This is a genomic window from Petrotoga sp. HWHPT.55.6.3, assembly GCF_002895495.1.
In the GTDB taxonomy this organism is placed as follows: domain Bacteria; phylum Thermotogota; class Thermotogae; order Petrotogales; family Petrotogaceae; genus Petrotoga; species Petrotoga mobilis.
In genome coordinates this window covers 1-20,632 of the sequence record NZ_AZRJ01000001.1, presented here as the reverse complement: position 1 = coordinate 20,632, position 20,632 = coordinate 1, and the positions used below count along the sequence as shown (strand labels likewise).

Here is a 20,632-nt window from a genome sequence, read left to right as displayed (position 1 = left end):
GATTAGAAGCATTTATTGGGCATATGAAAAAAATTTCATGAAATATATTTCATAATAAAATTTTAACATTGATATATGATAGCTGATCTTAATTAATTTCGAAAATTAAATAGTGTGTTAAAATATTAAAAACATGATTTTTTAATGAGCAATCTTATAATTTTAAAAAAGAGGTGTTGACAGTGTGGGAAGATTTAAAGAGTTCTGATAACGAAGTTTACGAGATTCTTCAAAAAGAGCTTAAAAGGCAAGAGTATGGTTTAGAATTGATTGCATCAGAGAATTATGCGTCAAAATCTGTTATGGAAGCCGCAGGAAGTATTTTTACGAATAAATATGCCGAAGGTTACCCAAAAAGAAGATATTATGGAGGATGTGAATATATAGACGAGGTTGAGACGCTTGCTCGGGATAGAGCAAAAGAACTTTTCAATGCAAAGTTTGCGAACGTTCAACCCCATTCAGGGTCCCAAGCGAATATGGGCGCTTATCTAGCGCTTATGAAACCTGGGGATACATTAATGGGAATGTCGTTGAGCCATGGTGGCCATCTAACCCATGGCGCTCCAGTAAATTTCTCAGGTATGTTGTTCAATGTTGTTTCTTATGGTGTCGATGAAGAAACGGAAACAATCAATTATGATGAGGTTGAAAGAATAGCGAAGGATGCAAAACCTAAAGTTATTGTGGCAGGTGGGAGTGCATACTCTAGGATAATAGATTTTAAAAGATTTAGAGAGATAGCCGATGAAGTTGGTGCGTATTTAATGGTTGATATGGCCCATTTTGCAGGATTAGTTGCCGCTGGTATTCATCCAAACCCAGTTGAGTACGCGCATGTCGTTACTTCGACAACGCATAAAACTTTAAGAGGGCCAAGAGGTGGGATTATTCTCACAAACGATAGTGATATTTACAAATCAATCAATAAAATTATTTTTCCAGGGATACAAGGCGGTCCCTTAGAACATATAATAGCGGCAAAGGCTGTTGCTTTTAAAGAAGCTATGAGTGGAGAGTTCAAAGAATATCAAAAACAAGTTGTTAAAAATTCTAAAGCTTTAAGCGAAGAACTTTCTAATCAAAGTTTGAGAATCGTCTCAGGCGGAACGGATACGCATTTGTTCTTGGTGGATCTATCTGAGCTTAATATAACAGGGAAAGCCCTTGAAAACGCATTAGGACAATGTGATATCACGGTTAACAAAAATACTGTTCCCAAAGAAAAGTTGTCACCCTTCGTGACTAGTGGAATAAGGATAGGTACACCAGCCGTTACCACGCGTGGGATGAAAGAAGAAGAAATGAAAGAAATCGCTTCAATGATAGCAAAAGTTGCAAACAATGTTCTTGATGAAGAAGGGAATATAGATAAAGATTTAGCACAAGAAATTAAAAAAGATGTTATTTCTCTCTGTCAACGTTTCCCAATGTATGCAGATTTGGTAGAGTAACCCGAAAATATCAAATATCAAATCTGTTAAAGATTATTAAATAAGCTGAGTATAAGTCGTTAAATGAGAGGTAGGTAATACAATTACCTACCTCTAACTTATTAATCCTTAGAACTCCTCTCTCTTAGGAAGAACATAAACAGTTCTTCTATCTGCTGAGATGGTTGCATTAGCTACCCAAGAGACTTTTGTCTCATTTCCAGGATAGCTTCCAGGATCTCCTTCATATATCACAACCCACCCAACTTCTGGTTCTTGGTTGTGTTTTATAGCAAACACTGCTTCATCACATGGTGTTATTTCCTCATTCCCTGAAAAAATTGAATTCTTTCTAAGAATTATTTGCGGTTCTGCTGCGGCTTCAGCAACAGTGCCAATCTCTTGATTAATAGTTCCTGTTGAATCGTAATGTAAGTATACTAATCCAATTCTAACGTAATTTGTTCCATATTCGTAATAATTTTTACACCAGAATGACATCGCAGCACCTGCCTGATTAACGGCTTTTTGTATTAGAAAAATGTTGTTTGGAATAGGTATTTCATAGTTATCCATTATTGTAATAGGAACTCCTGGGAAGAAGTATTCACAAGAATTTCTTATTGCTTGAGAGGCTTCATCTGTTACGACTTCCCCATCTTTAATAATCCACCATATCTCTTCAGGACTTCCTTCAGGCCATGCAGCTGTTGAATATTCTATTCCTACCTCCTTTCTTACACTGTCTGGATTCTGCACAGGTTGTTCACCACTATTCTCATGATTGGCAACACCGTAACCTAACAAAATATTCAAAATTTTATTATTCTGACCAACTTTTATATCTTTATTAACGCTTTCCTGCTGAGGATCAACAAGGAAAGAATAATTATGATGACTTTCATCTTCGTCCCTGACATCTATCTCAATTATGAAATCTTCTAAAGTTTTATCTTCATATGTCAAAGAGAAATTAATGTCAGAACTATCACTAAACTCTTGTTCTTCCATGATGCATTCTCTTGCATTTCTATCCACAGTAAGATAAATAGAATCTAATTCAGGGAATTCTGTGCTAACAGTATATTCATCATAAGAAGTAACAGGAACCTTATAAGCAGATACTAAAACTGGACCAATATCAGGAACCTCATACCAAGAGTCAATAATATCATCTCCTCCATCATCAACATTAACGCCATCAAAATCTAAATGGACATCTAAAGTTCTTGTCACTAATGGAATTATAGTAATTGGCAGATTATAACTATTACTATTCCCTTCATCATCTGCTGCAGTCAGAACAATCTGAGAATTTCCGATATAATCTTTATTCGCATTTATATTGATCTTAAACTCCTCTCCTCCTATCTTTTCAATATTAACATCAGCATTCTCACAAGAAGCATTCAATACTAATTCTTCTAAAGGAGTATAATCATCTATTATATATCCTGTAACCTCTGTTGTCTCTCCATTAGTTAATGAAGCAGAATTAGGCATATTGTAGAATTCAACATCAGGCGTGTCTATGACATTTAAAGTAATATCTTTCTGAGTCGTAGCACCCTGACTATCCTCCACAGCTAAATTCAAATTAGAAACCCCGTTAAAGTTTTTATAACCTTCTTTGGGTGTTAAAGTTATATTCATCGTATCTTCATCTTCCGTGATAAGGTATGTAGAATACTCATTTGATTCAGCGGAGAAGCGTAAATCTTCCCAACCATCTTCATCATAGACATCAACATTAAAAGAATGACTCAGTCCCTCATCAAAACTCAAAGAATTAGGTGCTGATATTGCTGGAGGATTATTTGCAAGTGTTGTAATCACAATCGGCAGATTATAACTACTACTATTTCCTTCATCATCTGCTGCAGTCAGAACAATCTGAGAATTTCCGATATAATCTTTATTCGCATTTATATTGATCTTAATCTCCTCTCCTCCTATCTTTTCAATATTAACATCAGCATTCTCACAAGAAGCATTTAATACCAATTCTTCTAAAGGAGTATAATCGTCTCTTATATATCCAGTAATCTCTTTCGTTTCTCCTTTCTCTACCGAAGCAGAACTAGGCATATTGTAGAATTCAACATCAGGCGTGTCAATGACATTTAAAGTAATGTCTTTCTGAGTAGTAGCACCCTGACTATCCTCCACAGTCAACCTCAAATTAGAAACCCCGTTAAAGTTTTTATATGCCTCTTTAGGTGTTAACACAACCTCAACAGTATCCCCAGCAATACTGTTAAAACCTGCAAAATATTCATCGCATTCTCCTGAGAATGTTAATTCATCAATGCCGTCCTCATCAGTGACATCAACATTAAAAGAATGAATTGCTCCTTCATCAAAACTCAAAGAATCAGGTGCCGATATTGTTGGTGTATTGTTGGTGGTTGAAGGAGGTGTAGGAAGGGAAGAATTACATCCACTCAACAACGTTATGACAATTACAGTAGTTATAATTATTCTTTTGAAATACTTTTTAACTTTCGCAATAGCCATAATTCACACCTTCTTTTAATGTCACAATCATTTATTTAATGTAATTTTAGTAATATTTGTTTATTATTCTGTTCTCTTATTTAATAATATTTTATTTTATTTTTACTTTAAAGTCAAATATATTTGTTAATCTATAAGGAAAATTACAGGTGATTAATATTAATTAAAAAAGAGGTAGATAAATAAACTATCTACCTCTAATTTGATTTTTCTTTATTTCCAACTATTCAAATAATCTTGCTGCTCTTCGGTTAGGGTGTCTATTTCGATCCCTAAAGTTTTTAGTTTGATTTGTGCTATTTTTTCGTCTATTTCATAGGGTACTGGAGAAAGATTTACTTTCATATTTTGGTGGTTTTCTTTTATGAATTTTGCACCTTCTAACTGTAAACTGAAGGAAAGATCCATTATTTCTGCGGGATGACCGTCGCCGTTAACGAGATTAACCAGTCTTCCTTGTCCTAATAAAAATACGCTTTTTCCATTAGGTAATTTGTATTCTTCTACTCCGTTTCTTACATTGATTTTCTCTACTGCAATTTCTTCCAAATCTTTTACCTTTACTTCAACATCAAAATGTCCTGAGTTGGAAAGAATTGCTCCGTCTTTCATTTCTAAAAACTGTCTTTTGGTTATTACATCGATGTCACCTGTCACCGTAACAAAAAAATCCCCGTATTTTACTGCCTCATCCATTTTCATTACTTTAAAACCATCCATTATCGCTTCGTTAGCTTTTATTGGATCAACTTCGGTTATTATTACGTTGGCACCTAATCCTTTTGCTCTCATTGCAACGCCTTTACCACACCAGCCGTATCCTGCTACAACTGCTACTTTGCCGGCAACAGAAAGGTTGGTAGATCTCATAATTCCATCCCATGTTGATTGGCCTGTACCGTATCTGTTATCGAATAAATATTTCATGTAAGAATCGTTTATCAAAATCACAGGTACAGGTAATTTATTTTCTTTGAAAAGGGATTTGTATCTTTTTACACCTGTGGTTGTTTCTTCACAGATTCCCCAGAGATTTTTTACTTTTTCAGGATGTTTTTCTATTAAGGTTATTCCCAAATCTGCTCCGTCGTCTAAAATTATGTTAGGATTAGTTTCTAATATTTTATCGATGTTTTTCCAATAGACTGATTCATCTAAAGTTCTTTCTGCATGGACGTTGAGGCCATATTCTTTCAGAGCTTCTACAACATCTTCTTGTGTGGATAAGGGATTACTCCCTGTTATGGCGACGTTGGCACCTAATTCGTGTAATACTATTCCTAAGTAAGCTGTTTTTGCTTCTAAATGGATGCTTATAGCTACATTTATCCCTTCAAAGGGCTTTTCTGTTTGGTATAGATTTTTCAAATAGTTTAAGACTTTCATGTGTTTTTTTACCCATTCAATTTTCTTTTTTCCGCTTTCTGCTAGTGAAGTCATCTTATTCCTCCTCTTATGCTGAAAAATTATGTTAGCGCCCCTTCGCCCCGCAGCCCGCCCTTCTATGGAAGGGACCTAAGGTCCCTTAGACTCTGGCAGGGGGAGGGCTTCGCCCTGTGACCCTTTTAAGACCAAAATCTTACTTTTGAGATGCAATTTCCCCCAGTTTTTTATGTAAGTTACACTTAGATTTATTTAGCGCCCCTTTGCCCCGCAGCCCGCCCTTTTATGGAAGGGACCTAAGGTCCCTTAGACTCTGGTAGGGGGAGGGCTTCGCCCTCTTTCTTACTTATACAGATATTGGCAGATCCTCCAACCAAATAATAGTCTCAATGCTTCATAAAAAGGTAGATCTAAAAAGAATGTGAAATTTCTTTGATATTTCGTTTTAAGATCTGTTGTCACTTTGTTTAGGTTGTCATAATAGTTAGGGCCTTTTAAATTGACTTTGACCCCTGTTTTGTATTGTGTAAATAGATCTCCTATTACTTTTTTAGAAGTGGTTTCTGTTGATGATAAAAATATTAGTGGAACATTGTTGAAATACTGTTCAATTTTTTTAGCGTACGAATTGAATTGCTGTATGTCTTTTTCTTGGTAGTATTTGTAGAATAATATTTCGTAAAGTTCAGAGTCTTCGGCTTTGTAAGGTTTAGGATTACCAGTATGAAATAATATTCTTTCATAAAATGGGCAATAACTCGGAGGTTCTATTTTTTCAGAGCTCGATAAGGTTTTGATACAGTTTACACATGCAGTTTTATCTTCTTTCAATAGAGCAAAGGTGGAGAAAGCTTTTTCGGAATCAGAAATAAATAGACTTACGTAATAGTTAATCAGATTTACAACCTTTTTTGCTTTCCCTTCAAGGTAAGCTTTTGATAAATAGGATAAAGATTTTTGAAAGTCTTTCTCATAAGTGCTCAGTCCCATGTTTATAAATGAATAATTTAAAAAGGAATTAGCCACCTTGATCATTTTATAAGCGTTATAAAAATCCTTTCTTTTTAGAAATAATAGACTGAGGGTTAAATAAACTAAACCGTTTTTAGGATGTGTGTTGATTAATTCTGTGAAATATTTATTTGTGTCTTCGTCATCCCGTATTATTTTCAAAAAGCCTTTGTTTATCTTAGAGTCTATGTCGCTTTTTCTTTCAAAAAATTTTTCGGCTTTTTGAAAATCGCTTCTGAATAGGTGCATCATGCCAAATTGATTTGAATATTCTTGAAGAGATTTGTGACTTAATCTGATTTCAAAAAAATTAGACAATTTTTCGTTTGATAGATCTATATCAAAAATTATCAAATCGAACCAATTATTTATATTGTTTATTGAGACACTTAATTTTTCTATTTCGTAATCAGCCTCATATATGGTTTTAGTTGTTTTCTTTTTTTGCTGCGTGTCAGGTTTTCTTATACCTTTTTTTTCTAATTCTTTTTCGATTTCTTCTTTTATTTTGTATAAATTTCGCAATTTATCTTCTGCATTATTATTTTCATTTTTATCAGTCAATTTTTTCACTCCTATCCAAAGTAAAACTGAAATAAGAATCCTTTCCAATAATTATATGATCGTTCATGTTGATACCTAAGATCTCACCAGATTCCATGATTTTTTTGGTAATATCTATATCGTGCATGCTCGGTGTGGGATCCCCTGAGGGGTGATTATGTACTAAAATAAAAGATACAGCATTGTAAATTATAGCCTCTCTAAAAATATCTCGCGGGTGAGCAATTGACATATTTACTGTACCATTAGAGATATCTTTGATAGTAATGATGTGAAGTTTGGAATCTAAAAAAATGGCTCTTACTGTTTCTGTGGTTAAATATATCATATCCTCACAAACATGGTATGCTTCTTCTGGAGAAGTTACCTTTTGGTACTTTTGACGCAACTTTTGAAGATGATACCTTTTCCCTATTTCTAACGCAGCTTTTAGATTTATTGCACCAACTTTTCCTACTCCTTTTTCTTTTGATATTTCTTCAAGAGACACATCAACTAATTCACTCAACGTTTTATACTTTTTTAATATCTGTTCAGAAACATCAAATACGTTATAATTTCTAACTCCATGTCTTAGGATGATGGCTATAAGTTCCTCGTCTTTGAGAGATTGGGGCCCATATTTTTCTAACTTCTCTCTTGGTTTTAGTTGATCTTCCATTATACTCTCCTTTTCGGCTTTTGATAGGAATTTTGGAGTATTTGAAATAATTTCACAAGGTTTCCAACATATGTCTCAATTGCCAATATAATTTTGCAAGAGGTAAACCCATTATGTTGTAATAATCACCTTCAATTTTTTTCACAAAAACAGCAGCGAAATCTTGAATAGCATAGGCTCCCGCCTTGTCATATACGTTGTTATTTTTTATATAAAAATCTATCACTTCTTCATCTAATTTATAAAACGTCACCTTCGAAACTTCATAAAAAGAAGAGAATTTTTCAGGTGACCTTAAAGTTATTCCTGTGTAGACGCTATGAGTTTTATTTGATAGAGTTTGAAGCATGTTGAAAGCTTCATCGTAGTTGTGAGGCTTTCCAAATATTTTTCCATCCAAAGTTACTATAGTATCAGCTGTTATGAGAAGTTCTTTTTCTGAAATTTCTATATTTTTACTTTTTTTGTATGAAATTTCTTGTACAATTTCAGAAGGTGTTGTAGAGCTATAAATTTCATCAGTATTAGCTGTTCTAATCGAAAAATTTTTTGTTATTATTTTTAAAAGTTCTTGTCTTCGAGGGGATGAGGATCCTAAAACTATTTCAACTTTTGAATCTATCAAGTCGGACACTCCTTAAAATATAATTCACGATTGTTGCGTTTATAAATGCCGTTAATATACCAAAAAAAAGCATATAAGGGAAATACCAAAAAATATCAGGTGATTTTACAATAAAGAGACTGGCGATAATTAATTGTACGGTGTTGCTAAAAAAGGCTCCTATTTCACTGATCCCTAAGATACCAAATTTATTGGTAATTTTGAAGGATAAAGACATGAATAAAGCACTGGCAAGTGAGCCACCCAATCCCATCCAAAACATGGGAGATAAAAATCTGCCACTTAGTATTGAACCGAGTATAGTTTTTAACAAAGCTATGTACAAAGTATTAGTAACGCTAATTCCACTCACTACAGACAACAACAAAGGAAAGTTCGAAAATCCCCATCTCGCCCCTGGAACTGAAACAGGCATGGGTAAAAAGGATTCAACATAGTAAATTGCTGAGGCTAATGCGGTTAAAATAGCTATGTATGATATTGTTTTTGTTCTTTTTACCATGTATAGATATCGATCCCCGTGTCATCTTCGGTCCCTAATGGTTTTACAATTATTTCATTTGGAATGCAAATAATAGGTTGATTAGGGTTCTCTACCCATCCTGTATTTTCACAGACTTTCAAAGGACATGATGAATCTGTAACTCTAATTCTTTGATCTATGTATTCTACATTCATCAATAACTCACCTTCATCGTTTGTTATACTGTAAGTTCCTTCTTTTGTTATTTGTAAAATTTGATCACCTTTTAAGTAAACTTCTGCACCGTTTATTCCTTTTTTTGGATAAGCATTCATAAAAATCATCACTAAAACTAACAATACTACAACTAAAAGTAAGTATAGATCATTCTTTTTGGTAAATTTCATTGCCTATCACATTTTCTCCCGAAAATAGTCAAAACCTTTGGTCTCAGTACTTTCTCCCGTTGGGGATATCACCAAAGCTTGAATGCCAAAATCTGTGAAATAATCCAAGGCAGGGTTATCGTATCCTAAAACGAAAAGAGCGGTAGAAAAGACGTCCGCTATCATTGCTTTTTCTGCTATCACAGTCACACTGGATGCGTTTCTTGCTGGATATCCATCTTCTGGGTCTAAGATATGATGGTATTTTTTATCATCTTGGACAAAAAATCTTTCGTAATCTCCTGATGTTGCTACTGCACCGCTTGTCAAATAAATTGTATCTATGGATTTTAAGGTATCTTGTGAAAAAGGGTCCCTTATTCCTATAACCCATGGAAGTTCTCCAAACTTTGGACCTATTATTCCGATATCTCCCCCTGCATCGACAAAGCCGGTAGCCCCAGGGTCTATTTCCTTAATTTTTTGTATGACTAAATCAATTGCATATCCCTTAGCTATTCCTCCTAAATCTACTTCGACACCATCTTTTAGTAAAGAGATTTCTCTCGTCTCTTCGTCAATTTTAATGAATCTATAATCGACGTTTTCCAATACACTATTGATTTCTTCTTGGGGAGGAACTTGTTTTGGAGAATTTATGTCATCAAATCCCCACAATTTAAGTAAAGGTCTCACTGTAGGATCGAAAGCTCCACCTGTTATTACTGCATAATTGTAAGCAGCTTGAAATAAAAATAATCCCTCTTCATCGACTTCAACCTTTCTGTCAGCATTTAATTGTTGAACTATACTACCTTCCACGTTGGGACTAAATTTATTGTGCAATCTATACAACTCTTGTTCCGCTGTATTCAATAAAACATTCGAAGATACTTTATCTCCAGCTACTTTTACTCTTACAATAGTGCCAAGCACCGGGAACTCTTCTTCTTCGTAAACTGGGGTAGGTTTAGAAAATAGCAACAAAGATAATAAAAATATACCTACACCCCCTGCAATTATATACAGATATACTCTTAAACTATGCATATTTTTCTGCCGCAATTTTTACACTCTCCGTTTTCATTCAAGTTTTCAATTTTTATGTCGTATCCTTTTCTTTGAATAAGGAGTGCTCCACAATCTGGGCAATAAGTATTCTCATATGTGGAAGACAAAATATTTCCAAGATATACAAAATTGAGATATTTTTTTGCAAGCTTATAGGTTTTTTCTAAAAAGGTAATATCTGTCGGTGGTTCGTTATATTCATAGGCAGGAAAATACCGCGATAAATGAAGAGGAATATCTTCAGAAATGCTTGCTAACCAAGAAAATTCTTCTTCTAATTTTTCCAACTTATCGTTTACTTTGGGAACTACCAATGTAGTTACTTCAATGTGAATCCCTTCCTCGTATGCTATTTTTATCGTGTTTTTAACAGGTTCTAATCTTCCCTTTAATATTTTCATATAATTCTTATCGTCGAATACTTTTAAATCTATATTCATCGCGTCAATATATTGTAGCATAAGTCTCAAAGGTTTTTCATTAATGAATCCGTTCGTCACTAAAACATTGTAGTTGTCAGGGTTAGCATATTTAACTTCCCTTGATGAATCCAAAACGAATTCATACCAAACTATCGGTTCCGAATATGTGTAGGCAACACCTCGAACGCCGTAATTATCCATTAGAGATGGGATAGCGTTCGGATATATTTTCTTTTGATAAGGAGGTTTTAGATGGGCAATTTCGTAATTTTGACAAAAAGGGCATTTTAAATTACAGCCCCAAGTTCCCAGAGAAAGCACTTTTTCTCCAGGATGAAAATGAAAAAGTGGTTTTTTCTCCATTGGGTCGAGAGCCATACTGGTAACATCCCTATAATTTAATGAATACATCTCACCCTTTATATTTTGTCTAACCCCACATATCCCTATTTTGCCTGGATACAATATACATTGGTGAGGACATAAGGTGCATTTCAAAATATCATCTTTAAATTCCTCATAAAACAAGGAATTGATTTTCATTTACTTCACCTTCTATTAATGTTTAAAAAAACCTTTCCACAGTGAATTTATATATTTCTATTGGCTCATTTTTATAAATACCCGCTTTTAATTTTACTATTCTCAATTGTTCTTCTACGGTATCAACTCCTTCCAAGTCAGGTAGAAGAACACCTCTTTTGTAACCACTTTTAACAACTATTCCGAAGATTTTGGGATCTAGCTCAATAATATCGTTAACTTTTTCTAATTCGGATAGAACATCAACAGAAATAACTAGATCGTCTAATTCTTTTGGCGAAAGAGGAGGGAACCGCGGATCACTTGTGGCAGCAGAGATCGCATTTTCTCTTATTTCCATGATTAAATTATCGTAAACGGGCATAATGGTACCAATACAACCTCTCAATTCTCCAGAGCTTTTGTGAAGGCTCACAAAGCAACCTCTTTTTTTGTTAAATAAATCTTTTGGAAGAGTTTCATCAAAATCTATTTTTCTCTTTTCTTTTACATACGCTTCAATCACTTTTCTTGCCCAAACTACATAAGGATGATGTTCATTCAATATTATCACCTCTTTAAATTTCAAAACATTCAAGGCGAATTTCATTCATAACATTTATTAAATTATAAAGTAAACTTTATTTTTCATTGGTGCATTATAATATATTTTCAAGCGAACACATTAAAAAAAAATAATTATAGAGTAGCAAGGAGAAAAATAAATATGACAAAATATGCAAAAACAAGGTTTCTCTCAATTTTAGAGGCTGGTTCATACAACGCGTTCTTTATCGGTACACAAGGGTTTATTTTTACATCTATTGCTCTATACTTTAACGCATCTCCTCTTTTTATATCAATTATGACCTCTTTTCCTATTATAGCACAGATGTTTCAGATTTTCTCTTCACGAATCAACCAATTCATTGGTTCTAAGAAGAAAAGCCTTGTAATAAACGCCTTTATATCGAGGACTTTATTCGTTTTATTGCCCATTTTCATATTTTTTGATGTGAGATCTGAGTATATTATGTTAATTATTATTCTTTTATTTTCTTTTTTTGGAACATTCGTGGGCAACACTTGGACGGTTTTAATTAGAAGCGTAGTTCCTTTTGAACAAAGAGGTAAATATTTCGGACTTCGTAATATATTCGCTTCCATAACTGGTATAATTATGTTGTATCTTTATTCAATGTTTTTAGAATTTCCAAACTTTAAAACAGGGTTGTTGCTGGTTACAAGTTTTATGGCAATTTTCTCTGTTCTTTCAGCTTTTTTGTTAGTGAAACATGAATTTCCTGAAGAAAGCGAAAAAATTTCTTCCGTTAACTTAAACATTTTTACTCCCTTTAAAGATAGAAACTTTAAAAATTTTCTCTTATTTATGTTTGTTTGGAGTTTTGCCATAGAATTTGTAAGGCCTTATTTTGCTTATTATGAAGTGGCAATTTTGAATATAAATTATCAATTCCTTGGGAATATGGGAATAATAACAAGCGTTATTTCTGTTTTTTTGTATTTGTTTTATGGTATAGTGGCAGACAGGTTTGGCAGCAAAAACGTTCTAAGCTTGGGAATTTTGTTGTCAACTTTTAGCCCAATGATGTACTTTTTAATGAATGAAAGTAATTATAGGAGTATTTTATTATTAAATGCAATTTTTGCGGCGTTCGCTTGGTCGGCGATAAATTTAGCCATTTTCAACTTACTCTTAGAAATATCCAAAGAACCATCCGAAAATTATATCGCTGCCAACTCTTTCGTTGCAGGTATTGCCGCTATTTTCGGCTCGTTGAGTGGGGGTTTTTTAGCAAACCATCTCGAAAATATAGAAATCAATTTTATGGGGGACCCCTATCATGGGATTCAATTGATTTTTATTATAGGGTTCGTATTAAGAATCATATCTGTTATTCTATTAACTGAAGTTGAGGCAATGGAAAAGCCCATTAGATATAAAGGTATATTCTCTCCCGAGGCAGCATTGTTTAAAAGAAGAGAAATCAATTTTCCCTTTGATTTTTTCCGAAGGAACGGTAAGAAAGTCAAAAAAAATGAACTTCCCCTTTCAGCTGATTTAGAAAAGGAAGAAAAGAGTCAAGTGGTTCCAGAAGTTCCAGAAGAGGGAAAAAGTCAAGTAGTTCCAAATAAAAATAAAGAATAAAATGAACCTTCGGTCTTTTCCTTAGATGGGGGGAGTTACTATTTCATCAAAAATTTAGGAGGTTGCCTTAATGGATATTGGAAAAAGATATATGCCGCACGAACTTGAAAATAAATGGTATAAGCTTTGGGAAGAAAACCATTCTTTTGAACCAAAGCCAGGGAATGGTAAGTTTAGTATAGTCATTCCTCCTCCAAATATTACAGGAAGAATACACATTGGTCATGCTTTGAATATCGTTCTTCAAGATATCTCCGTGAGATATAATAGAATGAAAGGTAAAGAAACAGTTTGGATACCCGGAGAAGATCATGCGGGTATAGCCACACAACATGTTGTTGAAAAATATCTTTTAAAAGAAGAAGGTAAAAGAAGAGAAGATTATACTAGAGAAGAATTTTTAAAAATTACTTGGGATTGGGCAAACAAATATCGTAATCACATACGTGAACAGATAAAAGCATTGGCAGCTTCTGTCGACTGGAGCAGAGAAAGATTCACTTTAGATGAAGGACTCAACCAAGCGGTAAGAAAGGTCTTTGTGTCCTTGTACAACGATGGTTTAATATACAAAGGAAAGTATATAGTAAATTGGTGTCCTTCCTGCGGAACCGTTCTGGCAGACGACGAAGTTGAGCACAGTGAAGAAAAAGGCAAGCTTTGGTATATAAAATATCCTTTGGAAAATACTCAAAACTATGTAACTGTCGCAACTACCAGACCTGAAACTATGTTAGGAGATACAGCACTGGCTGTTAATCCTTCAGATGAAAGGTATAAAGATTTAATCGGTGAAACGGCTATTTTACCAATTGTTGGTAGGAAATTGAAAATTATAGCCGATCCTTACGTAGATACAAACTTTGGTACAGGTGTCGTCAAGGTTACCCCCGCCCATGATCCAAATGATTACCAAATTGGTTTAAGGCATGACTTGGAAAGAATACAAATTATAGATGAAAATGCAAAAATAAACGAAAATGGTGGAAAGTACGCAGGATTAGACAGGTATATAGCCAGAGAAAGAATAGTCGAGGACTTGAAGAAAGAGGGATTATTAGAAAAAGAGGAAGATTATACTCATTCTGTAGGTCATTGTTACAGATGTGATACCGTTATAGAACCTCTCCTTTTAGATCAATGGTTTGTTAAAATGAAACCCTTAGCAGAAAAAGCTATACAAGTGGTTGAAAATGATGAAATAAAATTTTACCCTGAAAGATGGAAGAAAGTGTATCTCAACTGGATGTATGAAATAAGGGATTGGTGTATATCAAGACAACTATGGTGGGGTCATAGAATCCCCGTTTGGTATTGCCAAAATTGTGGACATGTCAACGTATCCGTGGAAGACGTTAAAAAGTGTGAAAAATGCGGATCCACGGATTTAAAACAAGATGAGGATGTACTTGATACCTGGTTTTCTTCTGCTCTTTGGCCCTTTTCTACACTAGGGTGGCCTGAAGAAACGGAAGATCTTAAAAGGTTTTATCCAACCGATTTGTTAGTTACTGGATTTGACATAATCTTTTTTTGGGTTGCAAGAATGATAATGATGGGGGAAAAGTTCATGGGCGAGAAGCCCTTTCATGATGTGTACCTGCACCAACTAGTAAGGGACAAATATGGAAGAAAGATGTCTAAATCGTTGGGCAACGGTGTAGATCCCTTAGAAGTAATTAACGAATACGGGACGGATCCGGTTAGATTTACTTTAGCGGTTTTAGCTGCTCAAGGAAGAGATATTAAATTGGATGTTGGTTCATTTGATGCCTACAGAAAGTTTGCAAATAAAATATGGAACGCTACTAGATTTGTACTTTTAAACATGGAAGACCACGAGAAAATCGAACTTAAAGAAGAAGATTTGAAAATCGAGGACAAATGGATTTTAAGTAGATTGAATTCTACAATACTAGAAATCTCGAAAGATTTAGAAGGTTACAACTACGATCAAGCTGCAAGAAAACTGTACGATTTTTTCTGGAATGAATTATGTGATTGGTATATAGAAGCCTCAAAAAATAGGTTAAATTCGAGTGGTAACGATAAATTGATAGTACAAAACGTTATCTTGCAAGTCTTTGATTCTTCATTACGCTTATTACATCCTTTTATGCCTTATATATCAGAAGAACTATGGCAAAAATTGCCTATTGAAAAAGATTCTGAGTTACTGATAAGCGCCAAATGGCCAGAGTATAACGAGAATAATATTTATCCTGAAGCTGAAAAAGTATTTTCAAAGGTTATGGAGTTAGTAAGTGGTATAAGGAACGTTAAAGCCGAAATGGACATACCCCAAACACAAGAGGTTGAAGTGAAATACAAAATTGTAGCAAAAAATGACGATTTTATAGAAGAAAACATAAAACTAATTGAACATTTAGCTTTTTTGAAAGGTATAACTCAAACCGAAGTGAAACCGGCAAAATCTGCCACTGCTTATGTAGATGAAAGTGTAGAAGTTTACATACCTTTAGGCGAATATATAGACGTTGATACAGAAAAACAAAGATTAACAAAAAAATTGGAAAAGCTATCAAAAGATATAGAACTGTATAATAAAAAATTATCGAATAAAAATTTTGTTGAAAAGGCCGATCCAGATGTAGTAGAAAAAACTAAAGAAGATTTGAAGGAAAGTGAGAAAAAATATCAAAAATTACAAGCACTCTTAAAGGAGCTTAGTTAGATGGAATTTACCAATTTAGTTGACTATCTTTATCAAAGAGGAGCAGCAAATTTCAAAGTAAAGTTGGGTCTAGAAAGGATAGATGAATTAAGTAAACGCATTGGAAGTCCACAGAATACGTTCAAAAGTATACACATTACAGGTACCAATGGAAAAGGAAGTGTTACCAGTGCGATTTCACGGATTTTAAGGTTAAATGGAATGAAAGTTGGGACTTTTATATCCCCACATTTGGTTTCATTAACAGAGAGAATAAAAGTAAATGGAGAAAACATTTCTGAAAAAGAATTTGTGGAAATATATAATGAAATTGAAGAAGAAGTAAAAACAATGGATCTGAAAGGTGAAGAATATGCCCCGTCATTCTTTGAAATCACAACAGCTATGGCTTTTAAGTATTTTGAAAAGCAAAAAGTTGATGTAGGCGTTTTTGAAGTAGGGTTAGGTGGAAGATTGGATGCTACTAATATTATTAATTCCGACGTTTCAGTCATAACCTCTATATCTAAAGACCATACCAAAACTTTAGGCGATACTCTTGAAGCTATAGCTTACGAAAAAGCCGGTATCATAAAGAAAAACAATTTTTTGGTATTGGGAAATATAGACGAAAGCCCTAAAAAAGTTATCCTAAATAAAGCTAAAGAAGTCAATGCAGAAAAGATTTATGAACATGGGAAAGATTTTTATTCTATCAACCATAGATATTTTATTAACAATAATATGTTAGATTATCATGGACTCAATTATGAAATTAAAGATCTGATTTTTGGTGCAAACGGGTCATTTCAGATGGAAAATGTTACAACATCTTTGGCAGCAACAGAGGCGTTCATGCAAAAATTCGGGAAAACTTTGTCTATCGAAAAAGTCCGAGAAGCCATGGAAAAATTCTTTTGGGAAGGAAGGTTTGAGTACACAGAAATAAACGGTAAAAAGATAGTTTTCGACGGTGCACACAATTTTGCCGCTGCCCAGCAATTAGAAAAAAGTGTCAATCTTTACTTTCCTACTCAGAAAAAAATTGCCCTGATTGGGATATTGGACGATAAAGACTACGAAAAAATGTCTCAAATTTTTGCTTCGGTATTTGATAAAATTATTGTAACATCAGTTCCTTCTGAAAGGGGAAGACATCCTGAATTAATATATGAAGAATTTAAAAAGCATACTAAAAATGTTGAGTTTATAAAAGACCCTTCAGAAGGCTTCAATAAACTTTTATCAGAAAAAAGCGATATTTATTTTGTCACGGGTTCTTTGTATCTACTTGGAAAAATGAAAGAATTAATGTCCACTAATCTAGTGGCATTGTAGATATCTTTTATTGAGGTATATAATATGATAAGAAAAATTAACGCAACAATTGAAGATTTTGAGGACGAAAAAGTTCTAATTAAAATTGGAGCTTTAACTTTGGAAGCTTATCCTTCGTTGAACGTTATAAGATACTTTAAAAAAGGTGACCAACACGAATTCTTCGCTTCCCTAGAAATAAGCGAATGGAACACATCACTTTATATTTTTAAAGATAAAATAGAAAGAGATGTTTTTGAAAGCTTAAAGAAAGTTTCAAAAATCGGACCAAGAATTGCATCAAAAATCCTTAGAAAAACGGATGCAGAAGAATTTATACAGATGATAAACTCACAGGACACTGCTCTTCTTTCAAGCTTACCTGGCATAGGTAAGAAAACAGCAGAAAGACTAATATCTGAACTTTCCGATTCTTTCAGGGTCTATTCAGCTGGGGCTGGCACTCAATCGTATGGAAATAATAACGTAAAAGAAGCTATAGAAGCTTTAGAAACTCTTGGATTTCAAAGATATGAAATTATGAAGGTCATAGGCCAACTTGACTTAGAAGAACTGAAAACAGAAGAGATCATTAAAGAATGTCTTACAAGGCTGTAGGTATTTTTTGCTGCCTTGTGCAAAAAGTTTTTTCATGGTGCTTTTGAAGTAATATCCTAATTCTCATTTGCGAAGCATTTTGCAGCCTTATGCAAAACGCCTTTTGCTGATCTGTGCAAAATGTTTTGTTTTGCAATGCTTTAGAAATGTTTTCCAAAATCTCGTTTGCGTAGCAAACGATGTACCACGCAAACAATGTTTTTAAATGATTTTTTGCTGATTTATGCAAAGAAGCTTTTGTTTCCAGAGCTGTGCAAAAAAGATCTTTTAAAAAAGAGATTTTTGTTTTTGGGGAGTTTGAGGGGGGGTACCCCTCAATGTCCAATTATGAAAGGAGGAGGTAGATATAAAAGTATTAATACTTGCCGCTGGGCAAGGAAAACGAATGAAATCAAAGATCCCAAAAGTTGCACATAAAATTCTCGATAAACCAATGATAAATTGGGTTATCGATGTTGCAAAAGAGATAACCGACGAAATCGGGATAGTTCTAGGAAATGGTAAAGATCTAGTAAAAGAATTGTTGGATGAAAATGTTAAAATTTTTGAGCAAAAAGAAAGATTGGGAACGGGTCACGCTGTTCTCTGTGCTGAACAATTTCTCGATGATAACGATATCTTGATACTTTACGGCGACGTGCCTTTTATTTCTTACCATACCCTGAATACTCTCGTTGAAAAACATCTAAAAGATGATAACAGTTCGACTATTCTATCAGTAAGACTAGAGGATCCAACTGGTTATGGACGCATAATAAAAAACGAAGATAAATTTGTTAAAATAGTAGAAGAGAAGGATGCTAATCCTTCTGAAAAGCAAATAAAAGAAGTTTATACAGGTATTGCTGTTTACAAAGGAGAACAATTAAAAAAAGCCTTACACCATATCACCCCACAAAATGCCCAAGGAGAATATTATTTGACCGATGTTTTTGAGCATATGGAAAAAGTTGGTGTGGTAGAATTAGAAAATGAAATAGAAGTTATGGGCATAAACGATAGGATACAGTTAGCAGAGGCTGAAAAAAAGATAAGAAAAGAAATTTTAAAGAAACACATGTTAAATGGAGTTACAATACAGGATCCAGATTCCACATACATCTCCGCCGATGTAAGTATTGGCCCTGATACAATAATTTATCCTCAAACATTTATATATGGAAAAACGACCATTGGCGAAGATTGTGAAATAGGTCCACTAACGAGGATCAAAGATTGTATCATAGAAGATAAGGTGAAAATAATTCGATCAGAATGCGAATTAAGTAGAATACAAAAAAATGTTTCAATAGGTCCTTTTTCAAGGCTGAGAGAAGGAACAGAATTACAAGAAAACGTTAAAATAGGCAATTTTGTTGAAACTAAGAAAACGAAGATATCCTGCAACAGCAAAGCACAACATTTAACTTATTTGGGCGACACTTATGTTGGAAAAGATGTAAATGTTGGTGCAGGAACTATAACATGTAACTATGATGGTAAGAAAAAGAACAAGACCTTTATAGATGATGGAGCCTTCATTGGAAGTAACACCTCTTTAGTTGCACCTGTTAATGTTGGTAAAAATTCTCTTATTGGAGCGGGTTCTGTAATAACAAAAGATGTGCCAGATAATGCTTTAGCTTTAGCAAGATCACATCAAATAAACAAAGAAAATTGGGTGTTAAAAAGGAATTCAGAAAATGTTGAGAAGGGAGTATAAAGATGCCAACTAACGAGAATCAATTCAAGGTATTTGCAGGAAATTCTAACCCTCCTTTGGCAAAAAAAATCGTAGAATACATGGGTACAAGATTGGGGGACTGTGAGGTATCAACTTTTGCAGATGGTGAAGTAAACGTAAAAATTAACGAAACAGTCAGAGGATTCGACGTATACATAATTCAATCCATAGCTCCTCCCGTCAATAATAATATCATGGAGTTATTGATAATGATAGATGCCTTAAGAAGGGCTTCAGCTGCATCTATATCTGCTATAATTCCATACTTTGGGTATGCTCGTCAAGATAGAAAAGCAAGGGGTAGGGATCCAATCACTGCAAAGCTTGTCGCTAACTTAATTACAACCGCGGGAGCGACAAGGGTAGTGACAATAGATCTTCATGCCGAGCAAATCCAAGGGTTCTTTGATATACCAGTTGATAACCTTTGGAGCTTTCCTATTTTCTCAAGATATTTTTTAGAAGAAATGAAATTGACACAAAACGAAACCGTGGTAGTTTCCCCAGATGTTGGTGGGGTAAAAAGAGCTAGAAAGTTTGCCCAAAAACTAGGTTGTTCTCTAGCCATTCTAGACAAAAGGAGGCCGAAAGATAACGTTGCAGAAGTAATCAACGTAATAGGAGAAGTAGAAGGGTCCAATTGTATAATATTTGATGATATAATAGATACCGGTGGATCCCTTGTAGCTGCTGCTGAAACTCTACATAATAAAGGTGCAAAAAAGATTATTGCCGCAGCCACACATGGTATATTCTCACTCAATGCTATTGAAAAATTGCAAAATTCAAGTATTGATAAAATAATTGTTACAGATACAATATATCATAAAGAATTGCCTGACAAATTTGTGGAACTTAAATCCTCTGAACTTTTGGGAGAAGCGATAGTCAGAATAAGAAAAAATTTATCTGTTAGTATACTTTTCAGATAATTAACGGTTGGGAAGCTAGGCAAAAGGATTATTAACCAAGTTTTTATAAGTAAGATTTTGATCTTAAAAGGGTCACAGGGCGAAGCCCTTTTGCTGATTTATGCAAAATGATTTGTTTTGCAGTGTTTTAGAAATGTTTC

At 34.1% G+C, this 20,632-nt stretch carries 17 protein-coding genes; 7 read left to right on the top strand and 10 right to left on the bottom strand.

Going from position 1 to position 20,632, the window contains the following annotated elements; translation table 11 throughout:
- The first annotated feature begins 182 nt into the window (after positions 1–182).
- On the top strand, positions 183–1,454 hold the full coding sequence (gene glyA / locus X926_RS00085) for a serine hydroxymethyltransferase (RefSeq protein ID WP_103064488.1): 1,272 nt from the start codon (positions 183–185) through the stop codon (positions 1,452–1,454).
- 108 nt (positions 1,455–1,562) lie between these two features.
- On the opposite strand, the gene X926_RS00080 is transcribed toward glyA, so the two are convergent.
- The 10 genes from X926_RS00080 to amrA all read right to left on the bottom strand — a co-directional run bounded on the left by X926_RS00080 (position 1,563) and on the right by amrA (position 11,668).
- On the bottom strand, positions 1,563–3,950 hold the full coding sequence (locus X926_RS00080; RefSeq protein WP_103064487.1) for a hypothetical protein: 2,388 nt from the start codon (positions 3,948–3,950) through the stop codon (positions 1,563–1,565).
- 213 nt (positions 3,951–4,163) lie between these two features.
- Entirely contained in the window at positions 4,164–5,390 is a 1,227-nt protein-coding gene (locus tag X926_RS00075; RefSeq protein WP_103064486.1) for an adenosylhomocysteinase, read from the bottom strand.
- A 285-nt stretch (positions 5,391–5,675) separates the two neighbouring features.
- A complete protein-coding gene (locus tag X926_RS00070; RefSeq protein WP_103064485.1) occupies positions 5,676–6,908 on the bottom strand; it encodes a type IV pilus biogenesis/stability protein PilW in 1,233 nt (410 codons plus the stop codon).
- Positions 6,901–7,569: a DNA repair protein RadC gene (gene radC, locus X926_RS00065; protein ID WP_103064484.1), complete on the bottom strand. Its 669-nt coding sequence runs from the start codon at positions 7,567–7,569 to the stop codon at positions 6,901–6,903. The genes X926_RS00070 and radC overlap by 8 nt, the downstream gene beginning before the upstream one ends.
- 52 nt (positions 7,570–7,621) lie before the next feature.
- Positions 7,622–8,194 (bottom strand): nucleoside triphosphate pyrophosphatase, encoded by a 573-nt coding sequence (locus X926_RS00060; protein WP_103064483.1) that lies wholly within the window; start codon positions 8,192–8,194, stop codon positions 7,622–7,624.
- Entirely contained in the window at positions 8,175–8,696 is a 522-nt protein-coding gene (locus X926_RS00055) for a Gx transporter family protein (RefSeq protein ID WP_103064482.1), read from the bottom strand. The genes X926_RS00060 and X926_RS00055 overlap by 20 nt, the downstream gene beginning before the upstream one ends.
- Positions 8,690–9,064: a NusG domain II-containing protein gene (locus tag X926_RS00050; RefSeq protein WP_103064481.1), complete on the bottom strand. Its 375-nt coding sequence runs from the start codon at positions 9,062–9,064 to the stop codon at positions 8,690–8,692. The genes X926_RS00055 and X926_RS00050 overlap by 7 nt, the downstream gene beginning before the upstream one ends.
- A 6-nt stretch (positions 9,065–9,070) precedes the next feature.
- Positions 9,071–10,108 carry an FAD:protein FMN transferase gene (locus tag X926_RS00045; protein ID WP_103064480.1) on the bottom strand — a complete coding sequence of 346 codons (1,038 nt, stop codon included), beginning with the start codon at positions 10,106–10,108 and terminating at the stop codon, positions 9,071–9,073.
- A complete protein-coding gene (gene amrS / locus X926_RS00040; RefSeq protein WP_103064479.1) occupies positions 10,081–11,079 on the bottom strand; it encodes an AmmeMemoRadiSam system radical SAM enzyme in 999 nt (332 codons plus the stop codon). The genes X926_RS00045 and amrS overlap by 28 nt, the downstream gene beginning before the upstream one ends.
- A 22-nt stretch (positions 11,080–11,101) precedes the next feature.
- Positions 11,102–11,668: an AmmeMemoRadiSam system protein A gene (amrA, locus tag X926_RS00035; protein ID WP_369973665.1), complete on the bottom strand. Its 567-nt coding sequence runs from the start codon at positions 11,666–11,668 to the stop codon at positions 11,102–11,104.
- 117 nt (positions 11,669–11,785) lie between these two features.
- Here amrA and X926_RS00030 point away from each other — a divergent pair, with 117 nt between their 5' ends.
- The 6 genes from X926_RS00030 to X926_RS00005 all read left to right on the top strand — a co-directional run bounded on the left by X926_RS00030 (position 11,786) and on the right by X926_RS00005 (position 20,492).
- Entirely contained in the window at positions 11,786–13,228 is a 1,443-nt protein-coding gene (locus X926_RS00030) for an MFS transporter (protein WP_103064477.1), read from the top strand.
- 70 nt (positions 13,229–13,298) lie between these two features.
- The gene (locus tag X926_RS00025; RefSeq protein WP_103064476.1) at positions 13,299–15,923 is read left to right on the top strand and encodes a valine--tRNA ligase; all 2,625 of its coding nucleotides are present in this window, start codon (positions 13,299–13,301) and stop codon (positions 15,921–15,923) included.
- Positions 15,924–17,240 carry a folylpolyglutamate synthase/dihydrofolate synthase family protein gene (locus tag X926_RS00020; protein WP_103064475.1) on the top strand — a complete coding sequence of 439 codons (1,317 nt, stop codon included), beginning with the start codon at positions 15,924–15,926 and terminating at the stop codon, positions 17,238–17,240.
- Positions 17,241–17,264: 24 nt separating this feature from the next.
- Complete coding sequence (gene ruvA / locus X926_RS00015) at positions 17,265–17,837, top strand: Holliday junction branch migration protein RuvA (protein WP_103064474.1); 573 nt, start codon at positions 17,265–17,267, stop codon at positions 17,835–17,837.
- 346 nt (positions 17,838–18,183) lie between these two features.
- Positions 18,184–19,539 (top strand): bifunctional UDP-N-acetylglucosamine diphosphorylase/glucosamine-1-phosphate N-acetyltransferase GlmU, encoded by a 1,356-nt coding sequence (glmU, locus tag X926_RS00010; RefSeq protein WP_103064473.1) that lies wholly within the window; start codon positions 18,184–18,186, stop codon positions 19,537–19,539.
- A 2-nt stretch (positions 19,540–19,541) separates the two neighbouring features.
- On the top strand, positions 19,542–20,492 hold the full coding sequence (locus tag X926_RS00005) for a ribose-phosphate pyrophosphokinase (RefSeq protein WP_103064472.1): 951 nt from the start codon (positions 19,542–19,544) through the stop codon (positions 20,490–20,492).
- The last annotated feature ends 140 nt before the right edge of the window (positions 20,493–20,632 follow it).

Coding starts and splice junctions, on each gene's coding strand:
- X926_RS00080 (WP_103064487.1), bottom strand. CDS start 3,950: ATGGCTATTGCGAAAGTTAAAAAGTATTTCAAAAGAATAATTATAACT.
- X926_RS00075 (WP_103064486.1), bottom strand. CDS start 5,390: ATGACTTCACTAGCAGAAAGCGGAAAAAAGAAAATTGAATGGGTAAAA.
- radC (WP_103064484.1), bottom strand. CDS start 7,569: ATGGAAGATCAACTAAAACCAAGAGAGAAGTTAGAAAAATATGGGCCC.
- X926_RS00055 (WP_103064482.1), bottom strand. CDS start 8,696: ATGGTAAAAAGAACAAAAACAATATCATACATAGCTATTTTAACCGCA.
- X926_RS00050 (WP_103064481.1), bottom strand. CDS start 9,064: ATGAAATTTACCAAAAAGAATGATCTATACTTACTTTTAGTTGTAGTA.
- amrS (WP_103064479.1), bottom strand. CDS start 11,079: ATGAAAATCAATTCCTTGTTTTATGAGGAATTTAAAGATGATATTTTG.
- amrA (WP_369973665.1), bottom strand. CDS start 11,668: ATGAAATTCGCCTTGAATGTTTTGAAATTTAAAGAGGTGATAATATTG.
- X926_RS00030 (WP_103064477.1), top strand. CDS start 11,786: ATGACAAAATATGCAAAAACAAGGTTTCTCTCAATTTTAGAGGCTGGT.
- X926_RS00025 (WP_103064476.1), top strand. CDS start 13,299: ATGGATATTGGAAAAAGATATATGCCGCACGAACTTGAAAATAAATGG.
- X926_RS00020 (WP_103064475.1), top strand. CDS start 15,924: ATGGAATTTACCAATTTAGTTGACTATCTTTATCAAAGAGGAGCAGCA.
- ruvA (WP_103064474.1), top strand. CDS start 17,265: ATGATAAGAAAAATTAACGCAACAATTGAAGATTTTGAGGACGAAAAA.
- X926_RS00005 (WP_103064472.1), top strand. CDS start 19,542: ATGCCAACTAACGAGAATCAATTCAAGGTATTTGCAGGAAATTCTAAC.